The sequence below is a fragment of the Sulfurimonas aquatica genome (genome assembly GCF_017357825.1).
Taxonomy (GTDB): domain Bacteria; phylum Campylobacterota; class Campylobacteria; order Campylobacterales; family Sulfurimonadaceae; genus Sulfurimonas; species Sulfurimonas aquatica.
This window is the reverse complement of the sequence record NZ_CP046072.1, coordinates 915,552-936,255: the sequence shown is the minus strand read 5'-3', so window position 1 is coordinate 936,255 and position 20,704 is coordinate 915,552. Positions and strand designations below refer to the sequence as shown.

The window sequence follows — 20,704 nt, the reverse complement described above, 5'->3', positions numbered from 1 at the left end:
TTATAAATAATAAATAAAATAATAAAGAGAGAGCAATGACCGACTCTATTTTTTTAGCATCTATTATGATTTTTGTTCTTGTCACCCTGCTCCCTATCCTATTTCACTTGACTAAATATCTTGGTTCAAAAAGTGACAATGTCAGAAAAAACGAACCCGTAGAGGGCGGAATACGCCTCACTCATAAAGACTCTTTTGATGGTTTTAACGTAAAGTTTTTTCTTGTTGGCATCATCTTCTTGATTTTTGACGTTGAGATTCTTTTTATGTTTCCATGGGGATTAAACCTAAGAGAACTTGGACTTTTTGCTCTTTTAGAGATGTTTGTTTTTATGACGCTGCTCATAGGCGGTCTCGTTTACGTATATAAATCAGGAATGTTAAAATGGACTTAAGTAACGCAAATATGCTCGATGAGGCTATCGTCACAACAAAGATAGATGCGGTTGTAAACTGGGGAAGAGAAGCGTCTCTATGGCCCTTTGTTTTTGGAACGGCTTGTTGCGCCATAGAGTTTATGGCAACGGCAGCCTCGCGTTATGATATCTCGCGTTTTGGAGCTGAAGTACTGCGTTTTTCTCCTCGTCATGCGGACCTTCTCATTGTCGCTGGAACAGTAAGCTACAAACAAGCACCCATCTTAAAGCAAGTGTATGATCAGATGCCTGAGCCTAAGTGGGTCATAGCCGTTGGAGCGTGTGCTTCTACTGGTGGGTTTTATGATAACTACACAACCCTTCAAGGCATAGATGAGATAATCCCTGTAGATGTTTATGTAGCGGGATGTCCTCCTCGTCCTGAAGCTATTTTAGACGCAGTTATGGATATACAAAAACAACTCAAACGCGAAGAGAGTTTTAGCGTCAAGCATCAAGAGTTTAAAGGTAAGCTTGATGACGTCTAACATCACTACCATAGAGCCTAATGAGCTCCTAGAAGTCATCACAAACGCTAAAGAAAAACTAGGATTTACTCTTTTACTAGATATAACGGCGGTAGATAACCTTCATAAAACTCATCCATCACAGAGTAGATTTGAGCTCATTTACATACTCCGTCACTCTGCGTTTAAAGAGACTCTGATGTATAGAGTTCATGTAGTGGACGAAAAACAGGGAGTAGAGACACTATCTTCTCTCTTTAGTAGTGCCAATTGGGCTGAACGCGAAGTGTATGACCAGTACGGCATAAACTTCATCAACCATCCAAATCTCAAGCGCTTACTTAATCATCATCAGTTTGTAGGGCATCCTATGAGAAAAGATTATGAAATCACTAAAGGGCAGTACTGCAGCTCTTCAGAAGACTTGATGGACGAGATGAAACCTCTTCTAGACTCCAGAGGTCTTGACATGAAAAAAGATGAACTGATGATAGTAAACCTTGGTCCATCACACCCTGCGTCTCATGGAACTATCAGAACGCTAGCAGCGCTTGATGGAGAAAAAATAGTAGCTGGCGTTACTGAAGTAGGTTACCTGCACCGTGGTTTTGAGAAGAGTTGTGAAAACCATAACTACAACCAAATCATCCCCTATACCGACAGACTCAACTACTGTTCCGCACTTATGAACAACATCGCATTTGCAAAAACCGTTGAGGATATGATGGACATCACTCTTCCCGATAGGGGAATATTTATACGAGTCATCTTAGCGGAACTCTCTCGCGTTATAGACCATTTAGTTTGTCTCTCCGCCGCACTTCTAGATATGGGAGCGCAGACAAACTACTGGTATCTTTTTAACCCTCGAAATGATGCTTATGACTTTTTGTCCAAGCTTACGGGTGCAAGACTCACGAACTCTTTTATGCGCATAGGTGGAATGACTCATGACCTGTATGATGGTTGGCAAAAAGATTTAGCCGACATACTTACCAAGGTAGACAAGGGCGTAACGGAATCACTTAAGATGATAACGCATAACCGCATCTATAATGAACGAGTTCAAGATATCTCCCCAGTAAGTGCCGAGCAAGCAATAGAGTATGGTTTTACCGGACCAAACCTACGTGCGAGCGGTGTCGCTTACGACCTGCGTTTCTCGAACCCTTACTACTACTACGATACCTTTGACTTTGATATGGTCGTGGGTTCTGTGGGTGATACTTACGACAGACTCATGGTTAGGTTTGAAGAGATAAACGAGAGCATAAAGATAATCAACCAAGCTGTAGAGCGAATCCCTGATGGCGACTTCAACATAGATGACAGACGCATCATCATGCCAAGCAAGTCTTGCGTTTATGGTGGGATAGAAGATATGATGAACCAGTTTAAACTCGTCATAGATGGCGTTAAGGTAAAAAAAGGCGAGTATTATGGAGCCTTTGAAGCGGCAAATGGCGAGTTAGGTTTTTACATACAAAGCGATGGAAGTGGAACACCTTACAAGGTAAAAGTACGACCACCAAGTTTTTATCATATAGCCGCTTATCCAAAAATAATAGAGAGTTATCAAGTAGCGGATGCCATAATGACTTTAGGAAGTCTTAATATCATAGCGGGGGAGATGGATAGATGAGTTTTAACTTTACACAAGAAAATCTAACAAAAATAGCTGAACTTAAAAAGAGATATCCAGACCCAGCCGCGCTCTGTCTACCTTGCTTGTGGATGGCTCAGTATCAAGATGGTTTTATCAAGATGGATGCCATAGACGTAATAAGTGCTGAGATAGGAATTCCTCCGATGGAGATTTATAGAGTCATCACTTTTTATACCATGTTTAGACTCTCACCAGTAGAAAAAGTTGATGTACAGGTGTGTAAAACACTCTCATGTAAGCTCTGCGGAAGCGATGAGATACTCAAACATTTAGAATCTAAAGACATAAACGTCATCCATGTAGAGTGTTTAGGCTCTTGTGGGAGCGCCCCCGTTATGCAGATAGATGATAAAAACTATGAAAACCTTACGACTGAAAGAGTTGATAAAATTTTAGAGGAGCTATTATGAGAGAGTGCAAAATAGTCTCTTCTAAATTCGATATTGAAAATAGCCACACGTTAGAAGTCGCCAAAGCTCATGGAGCATATGAGTCTCTTACAAAAATGCAAGAGTTCACTCCTACTGAAATAATAAAAATCATCAAAGACGCAAACCTTCGCGGTAAAGGTGGAGGGGGAGCGTCTGCTGGAGAGAAGTGGGAGTTAATACCACAAGATGGTGATAAACCTTCATACCTAGCGGTAAACTGTGATGAGAGTGAACCTGGTACTTTTAAAGATAGAAAGATAATTACCTATGACCCTCACCTTCTTATTGAGGGAATTATTCTTACTTGTTACGCTATAAAATCAAAACACGCTTATATCTATATTCGCGGAGAGTATAAAGAGTATCAAGATATTTTACAAAACGCCATTGATGAGGCTTATGAAGATGGACTCCTAAATCAGACGGATATCACTATCCACCGTGGCGCTGGCGCTTACATCTGTGGAGAGAAATCAGCTCTATTAGAGTCCATGGAGGGTAAACGCGGACACCCACGTCTAAAACCAAAACAAAAAGAGCCCGAATGGTTTTTTGGTAATCCTACTCTTGTAAACAATGTCGAAACCATCGCATCCGTACCTTTCATAGTAGCAAATGGAGCCGATGCTTATAGAGCTTACGGGACACAGAAGAGTCCAGGAACACTGCTTTTTGCTATGAGTGGACATGTTCAAAACCCTGGAGTTTACGAGGCTGAATTTGGCATATCCATGATGGAGTATATAAACCATTACGGTGGTGGCGTTAAAAATGGCAAAAAACTAAAAGCCCTCATTCCCGGTGGCGTTTCATGTGGTCTTTTAACTGCAGATGAGTGTGAAAAGCTGACGCTTGATTATGAAGCTCTAAGAGATATTGGAAGCTCTTTAGGTACTGGCGGTATGATACTTATGGATGAAGATACCGACATGGTTGAAGCTCTTAAAAACATACTAGAGTTTTATCATGAAGAGTCTTGCGGACAGTGTACACCTTGTCGTGAGGGAACTGGTTGGAGTGATAAGATAGTCGCAAAGATTTTAGATAAACGCGGCTCGGCAGATGACATAGATAAACTCCTAGAACTAGCGGACACTATGAATGGAAAAACCATCTGCGTTTTTGCCCCTTCAGTATCAACCGTAATAGTATCCTTTATAACAAAATTCAGAGATGAGTTTGAAAGAGCGGTATCATGAGTGAAATGATAAATATAATTGTAGATGGAAAAACTTATGAAGCTAAAGAGGGTTCACTTCTTATAGATCTTCTTATAAAAGAGGGAGTTAAAGTTCCTTACTTTTGCTACCATGAATCTCTTGGAGCTGATGGGAACTGTAGAATGTGCATGGTTGGCATTAAAGGGCAAAAGCGTCCACAAATTGCCTGTGATACACTCATAAAAAAAGAGATGGAAGTCTTCTCTAACACTCCTGAGATTTGTAAGGTAAGAACGGACATCTTAGAACTTGAACTTATAAATCATCCTGTTGATTGTCCTATTTGTGACCAAGCGGGAGAGTGTTCACTCCAAGAGTTCTATATGGACTATGGCCTACACAGTACAAAAGTCACAATCCAAGAGAAGGTCAAACACGCTAAAGCCGTAGACCTTGGCGCAAATGTTATGCTTGATCAAGAGCGTTGTGTTTTATGCGCTAGGTGTACACGCTTTACAGATAAGATAACAGGAACACATGAGCTAGGAATAGTCGGTCGTGGTGATGATGCAAAAGTCACAACAATGCCTGGTCGTCCACTATCAAACCCTTATGCCATGAATGTCGTGGATTTATGTCCTGTTGGAGCGCTTACCTCTAAAGACTTTAGATTTGCACAACGCGTCTGGTTTTTAGAGACTACTCCTGCCATCTGTCAAGGGTGTGCGAAAGGGTGTAATATCCACATAGACCATAACAAACAAAAGTATAAAGATGATGTAGTCTATAGATTTCGCCCAAGAAGAAACGATGCCGTTAACGGATTTTTCATCTGTGATGAGGGACGACTTAGTTATAAAGAACTTCAAGAGAACCGTCAAGAATCAGCTACTCGTAATGGTGAAGTGATAGATGAAGACAAAGCCCTTCAAAATGCCATACAGTTGATAGAAAATAGTAAAGATAGTATCTCAATAGTAATAGATGCAAATCTATATACAGAAGAGATGGAAGCTATACTTCTTTTTGCAAAAACTATAAATGCGAGAGTTCACTCTCCACTAGCTATATATGAAGATGAAAGTTTTGGCGATGATATGCTGAAGTCTTCTAAACGCGGAGCTAACTATAAGAGCATTGAGACGCTACAGATAGATACAAATGAGCCAAAAACTTCAAGTCTCATCATAAACTTTAACCACCCACAAAACTTTAACGCAAGCTCAAACATAAACTTTTTAACGCATAAACGCGAACACTCCGCACTTACTCTGCCTATAGCGGCATATAGTGAAAATGCAGGAACTCTAACAAATGAAGATGGCATAACGCAGTACTCACAACAAGCGGTACGCAAAAACACTCCAATGCCTAAAATCCTAGAGTGGTTAGAGAGGCTAAAAGTATGAGTACAGCTTCCATAATAGTAGCCATTTCCTCTTTTGCTCTTGGGACTCTTTTAGCCCTTATGACCATACCTGTCCTAGTGTGGTTAGAACGCAGAACTGCAGGACTCGTTCAAGATAGACTCGGACCTAACAGAACCAACATTTTTGGCTTTCGTCTTGGTGGAGTGGTGCAATCTTTTGCAGATGTGGTAAAACTCGTTCTAAAAGAGGAGTACTACCCATCGCATATAAAAAGTGGAAAATGGCTCTTTATGCTCGCTCCCATCATCACATTTGTAGCAGCACTCTTGGCGTTTATGGTCATTCCTTTTGCAGATACACTCATCATTGGCGATGAGCACTTAAGAGTCCAACCTCTACCTATAGACTTTGGTGTATTTTGGTACTTAGCAGTGAGCTCTATTGGCGTTATTGGCGTTATCTTTGGAGGATGGCTCTCTCATAACAAATACTCCCTTTTAGGAGCGGCTCGTGCTGCTTCTATGGTGGTGAGTTATGAGTTGCCTTTAGGTCTGAGTATACTCGCGTTTATCATTACATATGACACGGTAGACTTTAACGCCATGGTTACTTCTCAAAGTGAGTTACTCTTTGGATTTTTACCAGCATGGGGGATATTTATGCAACCTATAGCCTCTATCATACTCATTATAACTCTTTTTGCCGAAACTAATCGTAACCCTTTTACAGTGGCTGAAGGAGAGAGTGAGATAGTCGCAGGCTTTATGACAGAGTACAGTGCTATGAAGTTTGCTATGTATTTTATGGCGGAGTACATCGCGATGAACACAGCAAGTGCGGTCATAATCACCATGATATTTGGCGGTTATCAGCTTCCATACATCTCAACGCAGATGATGCTTGACAACTTCACTACCCTCGCTATTTGTGTCATGATAGCGGCACCTATAGTTGTTACTTTGTTTATAAAATGGATGCAAAAAAACAACAGAGTCCGCCCTGGCATGGCACAAGACAAGGGAAGAGAGTTTGAGACAAAATTTTTCACTATTGCATTTATAGTGATGACTATTGCCATTGAGTTTATTTTACTCTATCTCGCTTTTTTTAGTGAAAATCTTTTAGCACAGTCTATATATGTTACAGTTATTCAGATAGCTACCTTTGTAGTAAAATTGATGATTTTTAATATGTTCTTTATTCTTATTCGCTGGACTTTGCCAAGGTTTCGTTATGACCAAGTTCAAAAATTGGGCTGGTACTATCTTCTGCCACTAGCTCTTTTAAACATCTTTGTAACAGCTCTAGTAGTTGTGGGAGTCTCCTTATGAGTCAAAATGTAAAAGTAGTACAACGTGCCAGTAGTAGTGTTAGAGATAAACTCTATCTTCCTGCTATATATGATGGGATGAAAATCACCTTCAAACACTTTTTTAAGAACCTCTCAGATATAAACGCAGTGGATGTTCTAAGATATCCAGAGGAGCAACCTCAAGATATAACAGATAGATACCGTGGACTTCATAGACTCACTCACCGCCCAGATGATAGCATCGCCTGTGTTGCTTGTTTTATGTGTGCGACTGCCTGTCCATCAAACTGTATGTTTATAGAAGCGCAGGAGAGAGAAGATGGACATGATGAGAAGATGCCAAAGAGCTTTTCAATAGATACTCTTGAGTGTATTTTTTGTGGTTACTGCGTTGAGGCTTGTCCTTGTGATGCCATTCGAATGGATACGGGTATATTTTCTTTAACTGGAAATAAACGCGAGGACTTTGTACTAGACAAGGAGCAACTCTTGGCAAACAAGGGAGCTTTTGGGGAGGTCTGTTCATGTGCCAGAGACTAATAACATGCTTTTTCATATCCGATTTTATGGAGTTCACTTGTGCTAGAGATTAGTATATTTTCCATATTAGCCCTCTTTATGATAGGTGGTGCACTTGCTATGATACTCAATAAGCAGACCCTCTTTAGTGCTTTTGGTTTTTTACTCGCCATGATAGCTCTTGGAGGACTCTTCGCTCTACTTGATAGTAGATTTTTAGCGATCTCCCAAATCATGGTAGCCGTTGGTGGAGTAGTAGTTCTTAGTATGCTAACCATTCTTACGGTAAACGCAAAAGAAGAAGCACTCCCTGATGAGCCAAACAAGTTTAAATGGGTATTTTTCACTTCTCTTTTAGTGCTTCCTTTTACTCTTTTACTCTACAAAGTTTTATCAACTCTTCCTGATTACTTTACAAAGGGGGACTCTATAGATTCTAAACTCATAGGAAAGCTTCTTTTTAGTGAGTGGGTCCTTCCTTTTGAGATAGTTTCCATACTCCTTTTGGCAGCTATGCTCGGAGCAATAATCATCGCTAGAGATAAAGTAGTCTATAAAGGAGACAAATCATGACTCCAAATATGTTTTTTCTTTTAGTCTCCATACTATTTAGCATAGGACTCGTTGGAATTATCAGTAGACGAAATCTATTTGTTATTTATATGTCCATAGAGCTAATGCTAAGTTCGGTAAATTTACTTTTAGCAACGCTCTCAAAACTTTTAGGCGATGCAAATGGCTCAGTTATGGCACTACTTCTTATAGCAGTCATTGCCGCTGAAGCGGCTCTCTTTTTAGCAATGATTACACATCTATACAGACAGAGTAGAACTTTAGATAGTGATCATTATAAAAAACTAAGTAAGGTGAAATAGATGCTAAACCTCATCGTAATAACGCCATTTATCTCAGCTCTTATTTTGACTATTATTTATCTTTTAAATACAAAAAAAGAGAACACTTTTATATATACTCTCATTGGTATAGCATCTCCCGTTTTCATCACACTCTTATCTCTTTTTACTCTTTTTGAGCTTATAAATGGTGTACCCACTATCCACTCAACACTCTTTGAATGGCTTCATATAGGAGAATTAAATATCTCTATCGCGTTTATGGCTGATAGACTCTCTGTTATCATGATATCTTTTATAACATTTATAGGTACACTCATACATATCTATGCGGCTGGATATATGAGAGGTGATGAGGGATATGGAAAGTTTTTTGCCTACTTTAACCTTTTTATGGGGAGTATGCTTCTCTTAGTTTTAGCTGATAATCCTATCATGATGTTTATAGGTTGGGAGCTTGTTGGTCTTTCATCTTACCTTCTTATAGGTTTTTACCACCAAGAGTCTTCAAACGTAACGGCGGCAAATAAGGCTTTTATACTCAACCGCGTTGGAGATTTTGGTTTTATCATAGGTATTTCACTTCTTTTTATCTCTCTTGAGGGGAGTGGCTTTACCTTTGATACTATTAAAGCAAATATACAGCTCATAGATAATGAGAGACTTAGCCTCATAGGTTTTTTACTTTTTGTTGGAGCTATGGGAAAATCAGCGCAAATTCCTCTGTATGTCTGGTTACCAGATGCTATGGCTGGACCAACTCCAGTCTCTGCCCTTATTCATGCAGCTACTATGGTAACAGCTGGCGTTTACATGGTTAGTAGATACAGTTTTATCTACAGTGAAATACCTGATATTGGACTTTTCATAGCCTATATAGGAGCTTTTTCAGCACTTTTTGCGGCCATACTCGCTTCATATCAAAGTGACATAAAAAAGATACTCGCCTACTCTACTATGAGCCAACTCGGCTATATGTTTATAGCCGTAGGTCTAGGCGCTTATAGTAGTGGAATCTTTCATGTTTTCACTCACGCTTTTTTTAAAGCTCTTCTTTTTATGGGAGCGGGAGCCGTCATAATAGCTCTACATCATGAGCAGAACATCTTTAAAATGGGTGGGCTTAAAAAGGATTTGAGAGTTATTTACATTACTATGTTTATAGCGACACTTGCCATTAGTGGTATCCCTCCATTTGCAGGTTTTTTCTCTAAAGATGCCATTTTAGTGATGGCGTTTGCTTCAGAAAACTATCTTTTATGGGTTATGGGCTCACTTACTGCGGCTCTAACGGCGTTTTATATGTTTAGACTGCTCTTTAGTGTTTTTCATGCAAAGAGCGAGCATAAACATGAACTTCAAAATGTCTCATCATCGATGACTCTGCCACTAGTTGTCTTGGCGTTTGGAAGCACTACCGTTGGCTTTCTAGGTCTTAATGAGGCCTATGGTGGCTCATCTTTGTTTAACAACTTCTTAGTGCTTCCAGACATAGAGCTTCATATAACTCATGAAGTAGAGTATATGCTCGGAGCACTCAATGTACTCTTAGCTTTTTGTGGAATGCTCTTAGCCTATAAGATGTTTGCAACAAATGCTAAAGAGACACTTCCTGATAACAGAGTAAGAAAACTCATCATAAACAAGTTTTACATTGATGAAATATATACATTTATATTTGTAAGACCTCTTTTACTCTTAAGTAGTTTTATAGCGCAAACTCTCGATCCAAAAATCTTTGATGGCGCAATAAACTTGAGTGTAAGCGGGTACCATAAAGCAGCCTACCTTTTTGAGCAACTTCAAAATGGAAAGGTGCGTTATTATGCTCTATATGTTTTAGTTGGCATCTCTGCTATGTCCCTCTATATGATCTATAAACTAGGAGTGAAATTATGATGTCAAGTATCCTCACTCAGATAATTTTTCTTCCACTTTTTATGGCAATTATGCTCGGAGTATTTAGAGCATCACTCGAAACACTTAAGATTGGAGCTATTCTCTCTTCACTTGGCACGCTTATACTTGTCCTATACCTTGGCTATGAGTTTGACCCAAATGGGGGTATGCAATTTGTAATAAATCTTCCTTGGATTAAAAATAGTGGTATATCCTACTACCTTGGCCTTGATTATCTCTCTTTAGTAATTTTACTACTGATTACCATTCTTATGCCTCCCTTATATCTCTACATATTAAAAGAGGATAGAAAAGGGTACTGGTACAACATGATGCTCCTTCAAACTGGCGTTAGTGGAGCGGTTTTATCACTTGACTTGATTCTTTTTTATCTCTTTTGGGAGACTATGCTTCTACCGATTTTCATTATGATTGGTAAGTATGGAAACGGTATGCATCAGTACAACTCGATGAAGATTTTACTCATTACTATTTTAGGTTCGATGAGTATGCTTTTTTCAATCCTTTATATTGGATATATGCACTTTGAGACGACTGGAATTTGGAGTTTTGCACTAGTTGACTTAATGAAAATTGATTTTAACGCAAAAACTTCCATAATTCTTGCAGCGGGTTTTCTACTCGCGTTTGCTATAAAAATCCCACTTGTTGGCTTTCATACATGGATGGCTCCAGCTTATGGTTCAGCACCTACTCCTGCTGTTGTTATCATGTCATCAATCATGGCAAAACTAGGCATATATGGAATCTGGCGTTTTGGGTTTTCTCTTTTTGATACCACTCTTATTTACTATGCAAAAATTATCATAGCACAAGCACTTGTAGGACTTTTATACTATGCTATAAGAGCTATTACAGAGGACAATCTTCGTAGGATGTTTGCATACTCTTCGGGGTCGCATCTCTCACTCATTGCATTAGGTCTCTTTTTAACAAATGAGTATGCTTGGAGTGGTACTCTATATTTTATAGCGACACATGCGTTAGCATCTGCTGGTATTTTTATCATGATAGGTCTTACATACAAAAGATTTAAAACTGTAAATATAAAAGAGCTTGGAGGCATAGCTTCAAAGGCTCCTCTTTTTACTTTTTTCTTTGCTTTTTTTGCACTGAGTATAGCCGGTCTTCCTGGGACTGGTGGTTTTGTAGCGGAACTGCTCATAATTATTGGTGCATTTAAATATAATATCTGGGTGGGAGTATTTACAGCTTTAACAATGTTATCGGCGATGATATATATCTTTTGGATGCTTCAAAGAACACTCTTTGGCACTCCAAATAACGAGACAGACTTTAAAGACTTAGATATTAAAGAGCTGCTCTTACTTTTTCCACTTATGGTTTTACTTCTAGTGACTGGTATCGCTCCATCTCTTTTTATTAGCTCATTTGAGCCACAACTCCTTTCTAGTTTAGAAGCGGTTTTATCTGCGACAAAAGGACTACAATGATTGAGCAGTTATACTTTGCACTCCCTATGATGAGTGTTGTAATCGGTGCGTTTGTTCTTATGCTTTTAAGTAACTCTACTAAGATATCGCTTCATACTTTTAATCTTATAGCCGTATTCTTTTTAAGTATCTCATTTATAACGGAGTACTTAACGCTCTCAAACTACACCACTACTTACCTTTTTGAAGATATCTTTGGGCATACGTTTATACTTGATGATTTTGCTAGCATATTTGACATGATGTTTACAGCAGGCGCTATTTTTACCCTTCTCGTAAACAATGACTACTTCAAATCTCGTACATACTTTAGTGGAGAGTACTTTGCGCTCATTCTCTTTAGCGTTTTTGGAATGATGATGCTCTCTCATGCACATGAACTTCTTAGTGCGTTTATAGCCCTAGAGATTGCTTCACTGAGTGTCTACACTCTCGTTGGTTTTCATAAAAACAAAGGGATAAGTTCTGAGGCTATGATGAAGTACATGGTTCTAGGTTCCATGACGGGAGCATTTTTCATTTTAGGAACTGCTCTCATATATGCCGCAGTAGGCTCAACTACACTTGATGATATATCACTCTATGTAAACAGCTCAAATATGGAAGATATGACTCTACTCGTTGTTGGCGCAACATTTATTATGGTAACCATAATGTTTAAAATTGGAGCTGTTCCTTTTCACTCATGGATAGTTGACGTCTATCATGGTGCTCCCTATCCTATTACTATGTTTATGGCGTCTACTTTTAAAATAGCCATCTTTGCCATAGCCCTACGTTTATACATAGTTAACTTTGCTTCCATTAATGGTTTTTGGACAGAGATACTCCAAGTTCTTACCATACTAACGCTTATTGGTGGCTCATGGCTGGCGATCAGTCAAACGCTAGTAAAAAGAATGCTTGCCGGCTCATCCATAGTCCATAGTGGATATCTACTTATTGGTTTATCATCTATAGGTCTTGACTCTCAGTTTGCAGCCTCATCCATTATGTTTTATCTCATCGCTTACTTCATAAGTGCTGTTGGTTCTTTTGGAGTTTTGAGTTTTATCGCTTCAAAAAGTAGAAAACAGATGAGTTATGAAGACTTCAAAGGTTTTGCTCAGCAACGCCCATATATAGCTCTAATGATGAGTATCTTTATGCTGAGCCTTGCTGGATTTCCATCTACCATAGGCTTTTTAGGAAAGTTCTATATATTTACCTCTGCTATAGAATCTGGTCAGTTTTTTCTCACAGGCCTAGGAATCCTTACCGCGTTTATCTCTGTTTACTACTACTTTAAACTCATTGCTATGATGTATTTCTATCCATCAAAGAGCCCACAAAAAAAGTTTCCCATAGATATTAGTACAATAATAATTGTCATAATGGCTCTACTAGTGATTTGGGGTGGGATTGGTACGTCTTTGATTCCTTTTGTTCCTGGTGCCGATGGTTTTATAGACATTGCGAGGAGTGCTATATTGTCTTTGAGTTAAAATTATTCCTATTTGTTGTTTAGTTAGCTAGAATCAGTAGAAATATTTAATAATTTATTAAAATTTATATCATATCCAAAATCATTATGCTAATATAAACCTCAGATTAAATATTAGACTTTAAAGGATTTATATGTTTGACAAAATGAGTATTCAAAAAAAGATGAATTACCTCATCATCATGGCCTCTTTTTCTATCTTTGGTGCCACTATCTTTGTATTTGGTGCGATGACTCAAATTGAAATAGAGTATAAACATCTACGCAGTAGTTCAATGTCAGCGGGTCTTAGTACTTTAAAGATTGAGAAAAACTTAAACTATGTTAGTAGAACAACCAGAGACATTATGCTCGGTGGAGATTATGACAAAGGAATAAGTAAACTTAAAGATACGATTGAAGAGATAGAAGCTCATTTTAACTCTATAGAAACACTTATGGCAGAAGATGACTCCCTTGACTTAGTAAAAGAGGCGGAGTCTTCAACATTACTATTTTTAAACAACTCTCTTGAAATGATGGAAAACTTATCTGAAGATGAGATAAAAAATGATACTTCAAAAGTGTATGCTCAATATAAGCTTGAATTAACGCCATACGCAAACGCGTCTCGTACGTCTTTTAAGAAACTTGTAAAGATCAAAGAGGAGCAGCTAGCTAGTTCATCACAAGATTTAGAGTTTGAAATTGCATTTTACAAATATCTAGTTTTACTCTCAGGAATACTTGTTGGTTCTTTAGTTCTTGTAGTAGCTACACTTATTAGAAAATCAATTGTTAAGGGTATAGCAAGATTTACAACTCTTATAAGTCACTCTGAAAAAGGTGATTTTTCACAAAAATGTGATGACTCACATAGTGATGACACAGAGCTTGGCGTTATGGGTGCAAACTTAAGTAAACTCCTTGAACATGTTGAAAACTTAATAGAAGAGATAAACACAACAATTACGGATGCATCAAAAGGTGTATTTACCCATCAAATTTCATCTGCAGGTATGGATGGCGAGTTTGTTAAAGCTATTGATAATGTTTCAAAAAGTATAGACTTCATGAAAGAGCAGCATGCAAAAACACAACAAGATTCATTTAACTCTAAACTGAGTGTCAAAAGTGTAAATGTTTCAGAATCATTAACGATGATACAAACAGAGATAAAAGAGAATATTACTAGCCTTAAAGAGGTTACAAATCAAACAAAATCAGCAGCTGATTTAGCAAATGACTCAAGAAATAATATCAATGAGGCTGTTAGCGAACTTCATACACTTAATGAGCAAGTAAGTGCAAATAATATGAATATCGAAGAGTTAGCATCTCAGACAAATAGTATTACTTCAGTTATTGAACTTATTACTGACATCGCTGATCAAACAAACCTCCTCGCGCTTAATGCTGCTATTGAAGCGGCACGTGCAGGTGAGCATGGTCGTGGTTTTGCCGTTGTTGCTGATGAAGTAAGAAAACTTGCAGAGAGAACACATAAGGCAACAAGTGAGATCTCAGTCTCTATCAAATCACTCCAACAGGGTATGAGCGAGATACAAACAAGCTCTGAGAGTATGAAAGAAACAGTTGATGAGTCAACTAAGAAGATAGAAAACTTTGAAGGAACACTTGTTGAGTTAAGTGAAAGTTCTACAAAAATAGTGGACTACTCTTACCACATGGAGAACAGTATCTTTATCGTTCTTGCAAAAATAGACCATATACTTTACAAGTCTCGTGCTTACAACTCTATGATGTCAATGAAAAAGATACTTAAAGAGTTAAGCTCACATGAGTGTAATCTAGGCGTTTGGTATAGTGGAGAGGGTAAACGTAGATTCCAAAATACTAGAACATACTCACAAGTTGCTCTTCCTCATGACGTAGTGCATAAAAATGCAAACAAAAACGTAGCTTATCTTGAGAAAGAAAATATGAGAGAGAACGTTTTAAATAATACAGATGAAATTTTAAGTAACTTTGAAAATATGGAAAACGCGTCTGAAGAGCTATTTGTTCTTTTAGATAAAATGTTAAAAGAATCAAGTGAAGAGAGTGCTTAACGTTTGACTAATACAAATCTTGTATTATTATAATAATTTAATACCAAGGTGAGTATATGAACTGGCGAACAAAGAGCGAAAACAGACTTGAAAAAATGGGTGAGAAAATCACCCAACATCCAAAAAAAATCATCCTTCTTATGATACTGCTAAGTATGTTAGTAATATCAAACATTCCTAAGATTACTATCGATACATCTACTGAAGGCTTTTTACATGCTAATGACCCTGCGTTAGTCAAGTATGAAAAGTTTAAAGAGCAGTTTGGTCAAGATGAAAAGATTATGGTTGTAGTTGAGACTAAAAATGTGTTTGACTTAGAAGTACTCAAAAAACTACAATCTCTGCACAATGAACTTCAAAACAGTGTACCACACCTAAATGACATCACCTCTTTAGTAAACGCAAGAAACACTAGAGGTCAAGGTGATAGACTCATAGTAGAAGACCTTCTAGAGAATTTTCCACAAAATGAGCAAGAGCTCCAAGCCATAAAAAAAATAGCTCTTAATAACGCTATGTATAAGAATCTTCTTTTTAACGAAGCACATACTTTCACTACTATCATTTTAGAACCTAGTGCATATGAAGCTACAAAAGGAAATAATGAGCTTGAAGGCTTTGGTGAAGACTCAAGCAATGTAGAGTTAGAGTTTTTAACTGATCCATCCAAGAGTGAAATGGTAAGAGCTGCGGATAAAATTGCCAAAGAGTTTAAATCTGAGAACTTCAATGTTTTTATAGCAGGTTCACTCGCAGTGAATGACTATAACAAACAATCTGTTCAAAAAGATATGCAAAAGTTTGTAAAACTAGTACTCCTTATGATGATGGTTTTTCTTTTTGTAGTATTTCGTAGAATTAGTGCGGTTATACTTCCTATATTTATAGTTGTTATCTCACTTCTGACAACTGTAGGTACTATGGCACTTGTTGGAACTCCTATCACTATACCAACGCAGATACTTCCATCATTTTTACTTGCAGTTGGTATAGGTGCTGTTGTTCACCTACTTGCAATGTTTTTTAAGCATCTAAATGCAAATGGGGATAAAAACAAAGCAATAAGCTACTCACTTGGTCACTCAGGCCTAGCTATCATAATGACTTCACTTACAACGGCTGCTGGTCTTTTATCATTTTCAACTGCTTCTATAGCACCTATTGCTGACTTGGGTATATTTGCAGCAGCTGGTGTTATGATAGCCCTTGTTAACACTATAGTATTACTACCTGCTATATTAGCTACTCTACCAATCAAACCAGCAAAAGCAAAACAGATAGAGAAGTCTCAAAAGATGGATGCTATTTTAATAGCAATAGCAGATTTTAGTTTTTTTCATGCAAAAAAGATTGTTATAAGTAGTGTCGTTATCATTGTAGTTTGGGTATATTTTGCATCAACAGTTGAGTTCAAACATGACCCACTAAGCTGGCAGCCAGATGACTCACCAGTTAAACTCTCAACGGCAAAAGTTGACCATGCACTTCGTGGTTCTGTAACTATGGAAGTAATCCTAGATACAAAAAAGGAGAATGGACTTTATAACTCTGATCTTTTAAAGAAAATAGATAGACTCGTTCAAGAAGCACAAGAGCTCAAAACTGACAAGCACTTTGTTGGAAAAGGATGGAGTGTTGCAGAAGTTCTTAAAGAGATTCACCGTGCACTTCATGCAAATCAAGAGGAGTACTATGCCATAACAGACAATGATGCTCTTATACCTCAAGAGTTTTTACTTTTTGAAAACAGTGGAAGTGATGACTTAGAAGACTTAGTAGATAGTAGTTTTTCAAAAGCTCGTCTTACATTTAAACTTCCATGGATGGAAGCGGGAGAGTATGCTGAGATAAGTGACAAACTCACAAACCTTCTTGAGTCTGAGTTAGGAGATAGCGTTGAAGTTACTGTTACAGGTATGGTACCACTTTTTCAAAGAACGCTCTCAGCAGCTATGAGTTCTATGGCTGTGAGTTATGTAGTGGCGTTTATACTCATTGCCATTATGATGGTTATACTTCTTGGAAGTGTTAAAATTGGACTAATTAGTATGATTCCAAATGTACTTCCTATCATCATGACTATAGGCTTTATGTCAATGGTAAACATGCCTCTAGATATGTTTACTATGCTTGTTGGTGCCATAGTAATAGGACTAAGTGTTGATGATACTGTTCACTTTTTTCATAACTTCGCAAAATACCATCATCGTGGACTTCATGTAAAAGAGTCAGTTGAAAACACAATGCTAGGAACTGGTCGTGCACTTGTAGCGACTTCTATAGTACTTTCACTAGGATTTTATGTTTATATGTTTGCATCCCTTAACAACCTTATAAACTTCGGTATCTTAGCAGGTGGAGCGATAACTATCGCTCTATTTTCTAACATTATATTAGGGCCTGCCCTACTTACACTTATAACAAAGGATAAATAATGATTTTAAAAACACTACTCATAGCAAGTTTAACACTGAGTTCGCTTTTAGCAATTACTGCAGAGGAGATAGCGCAAAAAGTTCATGATAGAGATGATGGAGACAACTCAACATCTAAAATGAAAATGATTATGACAGATAAGAGTGGAAACACAAGAGTAAGAGATCTTCAAACATTTACTAAAGATAAGGGGGAAGACAAACTAAAGTTGATGTTCTTCCTCTCCCCTGCTGATGTAGCAAACACAGCTTTTTTAACTTATGACTATGAGGATTCAAATGCTGATGATGACCAGTGGCTCTACCTTCCAGAGCTTCAAAAAGTAAAACGCATCGCTTCAAGTGACAAGAGCTCCTCATTTATGGGAAGTGATTTTACTTACTCAGATATGACCTCAAGAAATGTTCAAGACTATACTTATAAGATTATGAAAGAGCCAACTATCAAAGGGCATAAAACATGGCAAATGCTTGTAACGCCAAAGTCTGAGAAGACTATAGAAGAGACGGGTTATACAAAGTCTATAGTGTTTATAAGACAAGACAACTTTGTAATCATCCAAGCACTTAACTATATAAAAGCTGGGAACAAGCTCAAGTATATGATGGTAAAGGGTTTAGAGAAGATTGATGGCATTTGGACTGCTACACAGATGCAAATGACAACTAAAAAGGGTAAAAAAACTCTTCATAAAACTACATTTGAATTCTCAGACATTAAGTACAATCAGAACTTAGATGAGTCGCTTTTTACTACAAGATCGCTAGAGAAAGGTCTCTAAGAAGATGCTAAAAAAATCACTTCTTTCACTTTTTCTCATAACTCTACTTTGCTCTACACAAATACAAGCAAATGAGAGCATAGATGATGACTTGAGTGGTTTTTCTACTGATGAAGATATATCAAGTGATGATATCTCTGGATTTGAAGAGGAGAGTGAACTTGATGGTTTTGATGAAGAGTCTGATTACACAAATGAAGAAGAAGTCCAAGAGCTTCAAGAAGAGCCAAGTAAGCTATCACTTAGTGGTAATGTAGCGTTTAAATCATCCTATGGATACCAAAGACACACCGTTAGTGGTATAGACTATAGTGGATTTAATCAAGCACAAACTGCTCTGTATCTACAAGCAGACTATAAACTATCAAAAAAATGGAAACTTCGTGCGAGTGGCGATGCATTTTATGATCTCATTTATGATATTCATAGTGATAAAAACTATGCTAAAAATGTTCTAGATGCCTACCAAACCCAACTTAGAATCGATGATATATATGCTCAAGGAAGTATCACTAGAGATATAGACTTAAAAATTGGTCGTCAAATAGTTGTATGGGGAAAATCTGATAGTATCCGTATCACTGATGTTATAAACCCTCTTGATAATCGTCTTCCAGGTCTGACTGATATTGAAGACTTACGCCTTAGCACAACTATGGCTAAACTTGATTATTATCACGAAGATTGGAACTTTTCTACTATGCTCATAGCTGAGAGTAGAATTATGCTAGAAGCAACTCCCAATGGTGAGTTTTTTCCAGCATTAGATATATTTAGTAGCGCTCCAAATCCATTTATAGAGTTAGTCCAACCTGAACATTCGCTTGATAATCTTCAGTATGCCCTTGGAGCTAATGGTGTCTTTTCAGGATGGGACCTCTCTTTTTATGGGGCAAATGTTTTAGATCAAAAATGGCATTTTGACAAAATCCCATCACCAAGCACTCCGCTTAGTAGTGTTAAAAGAGTTGTAAGTAAGATAAATATGCTTGGAAGTGCAATAAATATAGCAAGTGGAAGTTGGTTACTTAAATCCGAAGTCGCGTTTATAAATGGTGTGCGATATAACTCAACGGCGGATGAAAAAGATAGAGCTGATCTATTAGTAGGATTTGACTATATGGGAGTTAAAGACACTGTTTTATCTCTTGAGATAGCCAACAGACATATTTTCGAGTATGAGACTCAGATGGGTGGTGTTCCTGACTTTGTAGATGAAGATGAGATACAGACTGCCCTAAGAGCTACAAAAAGCTTTTTAAATGATACGTTAAACGCAACTGCCTTAGTAAGTATGTTTGGCTCATCTTGGCAAAAAGGTGGCTTTGCTAGAGTTTGGGCTGAGTATGATTTAATGGATGGTGTTGTAGCAAATGCGGGTATTGTTGATTATATTGGTGGTGATAGAGAGATAATGCAAGCCAATAGTAATAATGACAGACTCTTTATGGATATTACTTTTAGTTTTTAATGAGAGTCTTTGACTCTCTACTCCCACTCATCTAACATAGAGCCCGAGTGTTTATCTTTTTTGTAGCGTTTAGCGTTTTTACTCTTATCAAGTTGGTTTGAGCTGTGTAAGAGCTCTTCTTTGATGTTTTCTATGTCTTCCTCAGAATCTTTATAGCTAATCATCTTTTTTACAAGCATTTGAAGATCTTTTAACTCACCCTTATAAAGGTCCATCTCTTGAGTGCGTTTAAGTAGTTTAAGGCTATTTTCTATCTTTTTATTAAGTCCCTTATGTGTTAACTCAGGAGTATTCATAAGGTAAGAAACCATTCCTTTATGAAAACGCTCCAGTGCTCTTATGTAACGTAGTCTATTAGAGTTGTCTATCGCTTTTTGTGAGGCTGCCATTTCTATCCTGTTTAGCTTTTATAGATATAATTATACAATTTATTTTGGAGAATCCTATGCAAAAAATTGTTTTACTACTTATACTCTTTAGTATCTCTCTTTTTGCAGAGATAAAAAACAGTTACATATCTCAAGAGATGATTGACTCAGGTATAAAAATTGTTGACATAAGAACACCCGGTGAGTGGAAAGAGATGGGGCTGATTGAGGGTTCTATTCCAATCATGTTTTTTAATGAAAAGGGTAACTATGATGTTGAGGGTTTTTTGCATGTTCTAAATACAAAAATAGATACATCAAAAACATTTGCTCTTATTTGTCATGTTGGGAGTAGAACAGCTATAGTTGCAGACTTTCTCTCTAATGAAATGAAATATAATGTTATTAATCTACTTGGTGGCATTGAGTATGCTACGAAGGAACTGAAGATAAAAACAGTTCCTTACAAATAGAATATAAATAGTGCCACCTTTTTTAAAGTTTCTTCTCTATCTTTTTGTAAGACTTTCAATAACTTTTAC

At 37.5% G+C, this 20,704-nt stretch carries 19 protein-coding genes; 18 read left to right on the top strand and 1 reads right to left on the bottom strand.

Going from position 1 to position 20,704, the window contains the following annotated elements; all coding sequences use genetic code 11:
* Window positions 1-35: 35 nt before the first annotated feature.
* The 17 genes from GJV85_RS04540 (at window position 36) to GJV85_RS04460 (ending at window position 19,794) form a co-directional block, all read left to right on the top strand.
* Window positions 36-395 carry an NADH-quinone oxidoreductase subunit A gene (locus GJV85_RS04540; protein WP_207562684.1) on the top strand — a complete coding sequence of 120 codons (360 nt, stop codon included), beginning with the start codon at window positions 36-38 and terminating at the stop codon, window positions 393-395.
* A complete protein-coding gene (locus GJV85_RS04535) occupies window positions 386-904 on the top strand; it encodes an NADH-quinone oxidoreductase subunit B (RefSeq protein ID WP_207562683.1) in 519 nt (172 codons plus the stop codon). Before GJV85_RS04540 ends, GJV85_RS04535 begins: the two co-directional genes overlap by 10 nt.
* Window positions 894-2,525: an NADH-quinone oxidoreductase subunit D gene (locus tag GJV85_RS04530; RefSeq protein ID WP_207562682.1), complete on the top strand. Its 1,632-nt coding sequence runs from the start codon at window positions 894-896 to the stop codon at window positions 2,523-2,525. The genes GJV85_RS04535 and GJV85_RS04530 overlap by 11 nt, the downstream gene beginning before the upstream one ends.
* On the top strand, window positions 2,522-2,959 hold the full coding sequence (locus GJV85_RS04525; RefSeq protein ID WP_207562681.1) for an NADH-quinone oxidoreductase subunit NuoE family protein: 438 nt from the start codon (window positions 2,522-2,524) through the stop codon (window positions 2,957-2,959). Before GJV85_RS04530 ends, GJV85_RS04525 begins: the two co-directional genes overlap by 4 nt.
* Window positions 2,956-4,179 (top strand): NADH-quinone oxidoreductase subunit NuoF, encoded by a 1,224-nt coding sequence (gene nuoF, locus GJV85_RS04520; protein WP_207562680.1) that lies wholly within the window; start codon window positions 2,956-2,958, stop codon window positions 4,177-4,179. The genes GJV85_RS04525 and nuoF overlap by 4 nt, the downstream gene beginning before the upstream one ends.
* Window positions 4,176-5,549 (top strand): NADH-quinone oxidoreductase subunit G, encoded by a 1,374-nt coding sequence (locus GJV85_RS04515; RefSeq protein ID WP_207562679.1) that lies wholly within the window; start codon window positions 4,176-4,178, stop codon window positions 5,547-5,549. Before nuoF ends, GJV85_RS04515 begins: the two co-directional genes overlap by 4 nt.
* The gene (locus GJV85_RS04510; RefSeq protein WP_207562678.1) at window positions 5,546-6,841 is read left to right on the top strand and encodes a complex I subunit 1/NuoH family protein; all 1,296 of its coding nucleotides are present in this window, start codon (window positions 5,546-5,548) and stop codon (window positions 6,839-6,841) included. Before GJV85_RS04515 ends, GJV85_RS04510 begins: the two co-directional genes overlap by 4 nt.
* A complete protein-coding gene (locus GJV85_RS04505; protein ID WP_207562677.1) occupies window positions 6,838-7,362 on the top strand; it encodes a NuoI/complex I 23 kDa subunit family protein in 525 nt (174 codons plus the stop codon). Before GJV85_RS04510 ends, GJV85_RS04505 begins: the two co-directional genes overlap by 4 nt.
* A 39-nt stretch (window positions 7,363-7,401) precedes the next feature.
* Window positions 7,402-7,914 carry an NADH-quinone oxidoreductase subunit J family protein gene (locus GJV85_RS04500; protein WP_207562676.1) on the top strand — a complete coding sequence of 171 codons (513 nt, stop codon included), beginning with the start codon at window positions 7,402-7,404 and terminating at the stop codon, window positions 7,912-7,914.
* Complete coding sequence (gene nuoK / locus GJV85_RS04495; protein ID WP_207562675.1) at window positions 7,911-8,216, top strand: NADH-quinone oxidoreductase subunit NuoK; 306 nt, start codon at window positions 7,911-7,913, stop codon at window positions 8,214-8,216. The genes GJV85_RS04500 and nuoK overlap by 4 nt, the downstream gene beginning before the upstream one ends.
* The gene (nuoL, locus tag GJV85_RS04490) at window positions 8,217-10,094 is read left to right on the top strand and encodes an NADH-quinone oxidoreductase subunit L (RefSeq protein WP_207562674.1); all 1,878 of its coding nucleotides are present in this window, start codon (window positions 8,217-8,219) and stop codon (window positions 10,092-10,094) included.
* A complete protein-coding gene (locus tag GJV85_RS04485) occupies window positions 10,091-11,569 on the top strand; it encodes a complex I subunit 4 family protein (RefSeq protein ID WP_207562673.1) in 1,479 nt (492 codons plus the stop codon). Before nuoL ends, GJV85_RS04485 begins: the two co-directional genes overlap by 4 nt.
* Window positions 11,566-13,053, top strand: coding sequence for an NADH-quinone oxidoreductase subunit N (locus GJV85_RS04480; RefSeq protein WP_207562672.1), 1,488 nt, complete (start codon window positions 11,566-11,568; stop codon window positions 13,051-13,053). The genes GJV85_RS04485 and GJV85_RS04480 overlap by 4 nt, the downstream gene beginning before the upstream one ends.
* A 133-nt stretch (window positions 13,054-13,186) precedes the next feature.
* Window positions 13,187-15,103 carry a methyl-accepting chemotaxis protein gene (locus GJV85_RS04475; protein WP_207562671.1) on the top strand — a complete coding sequence of 639 codons (1,917 nt, stop codon included), beginning with the start codon at window positions 13,187-13,189 and terminating at the stop codon, window positions 15,101-15,103.
* Window positions 15,104-15,159: 56 nt separating this feature from the next.
* On the top strand, window positions 15,160-17,541 hold the full coding sequence (locus tag GJV85_RS04470; protein WP_207562670.1) for an efflux RND transporter permease subunit: 2,382 nt from the start codon (window positions 15,160-15,162) through the stop codon (window positions 17,539-17,541).
* Window positions 17,541-18,323 carry an outer membrane lipoprotein-sorting protein gene (locus GJV85_RS04465; protein WP_207562669.1) on the top strand — a complete coding sequence of 261 codons (783 nt, stop codon included), beginning with the start codon at window positions 17,541-17,543 and terminating at the stop codon, window positions 18,321-18,323. The genes GJV85_RS04470 and GJV85_RS04465 overlap by 1 nt, the downstream gene beginning before the upstream one ends.
* 4 nt (window positions 18,324-18,327) lie before the next feature.
* Window positions 18,328-19,794 (top strand): DUF1302 family protein, encoded by a 1,467-nt coding sequence (locus GJV85_RS04460; RefSeq protein ID WP_207562668.1) that lies wholly within the window; start codon window positions 18,328-18,330, stop codon window positions 19,792-19,794.
* Between the two features lie 17 nt (window positions 19,795-19,811).
* On the opposite strand, the gene GJV85_RS04455 is transcribed toward GJV85_RS04460, so the two are convergent.
* Window positions 19,812-20,183 (bottom strand): hypothetical protein, encoded by a 372-nt coding sequence (locus GJV85_RS04455; protein ID WP_207562667.1) that lies wholly within the window; start codon window positions 20,181-20,183, stop codon window positions 19,812-19,814.
* 56 nt (window positions 20,184-20,239) lie between these two features.
* On the opposite strand from GJV85_RS04455, the gene GJV85_RS04450 reads away from it, so the two are divergent.
* Window positions 20,240-20,635 (top strand): rhodanese-like domain-containing protein, encoded by a 396-nt coding sequence (locus GJV85_RS04450; protein ID WP_207562666.1) that lies wholly within the window; start codon window positions 20,240-20,242, stop codon window positions 20,633-20,635.
* The last annotated feature ends 69 nt before the right edge of the window (window positions 20,636-20,704 follow it).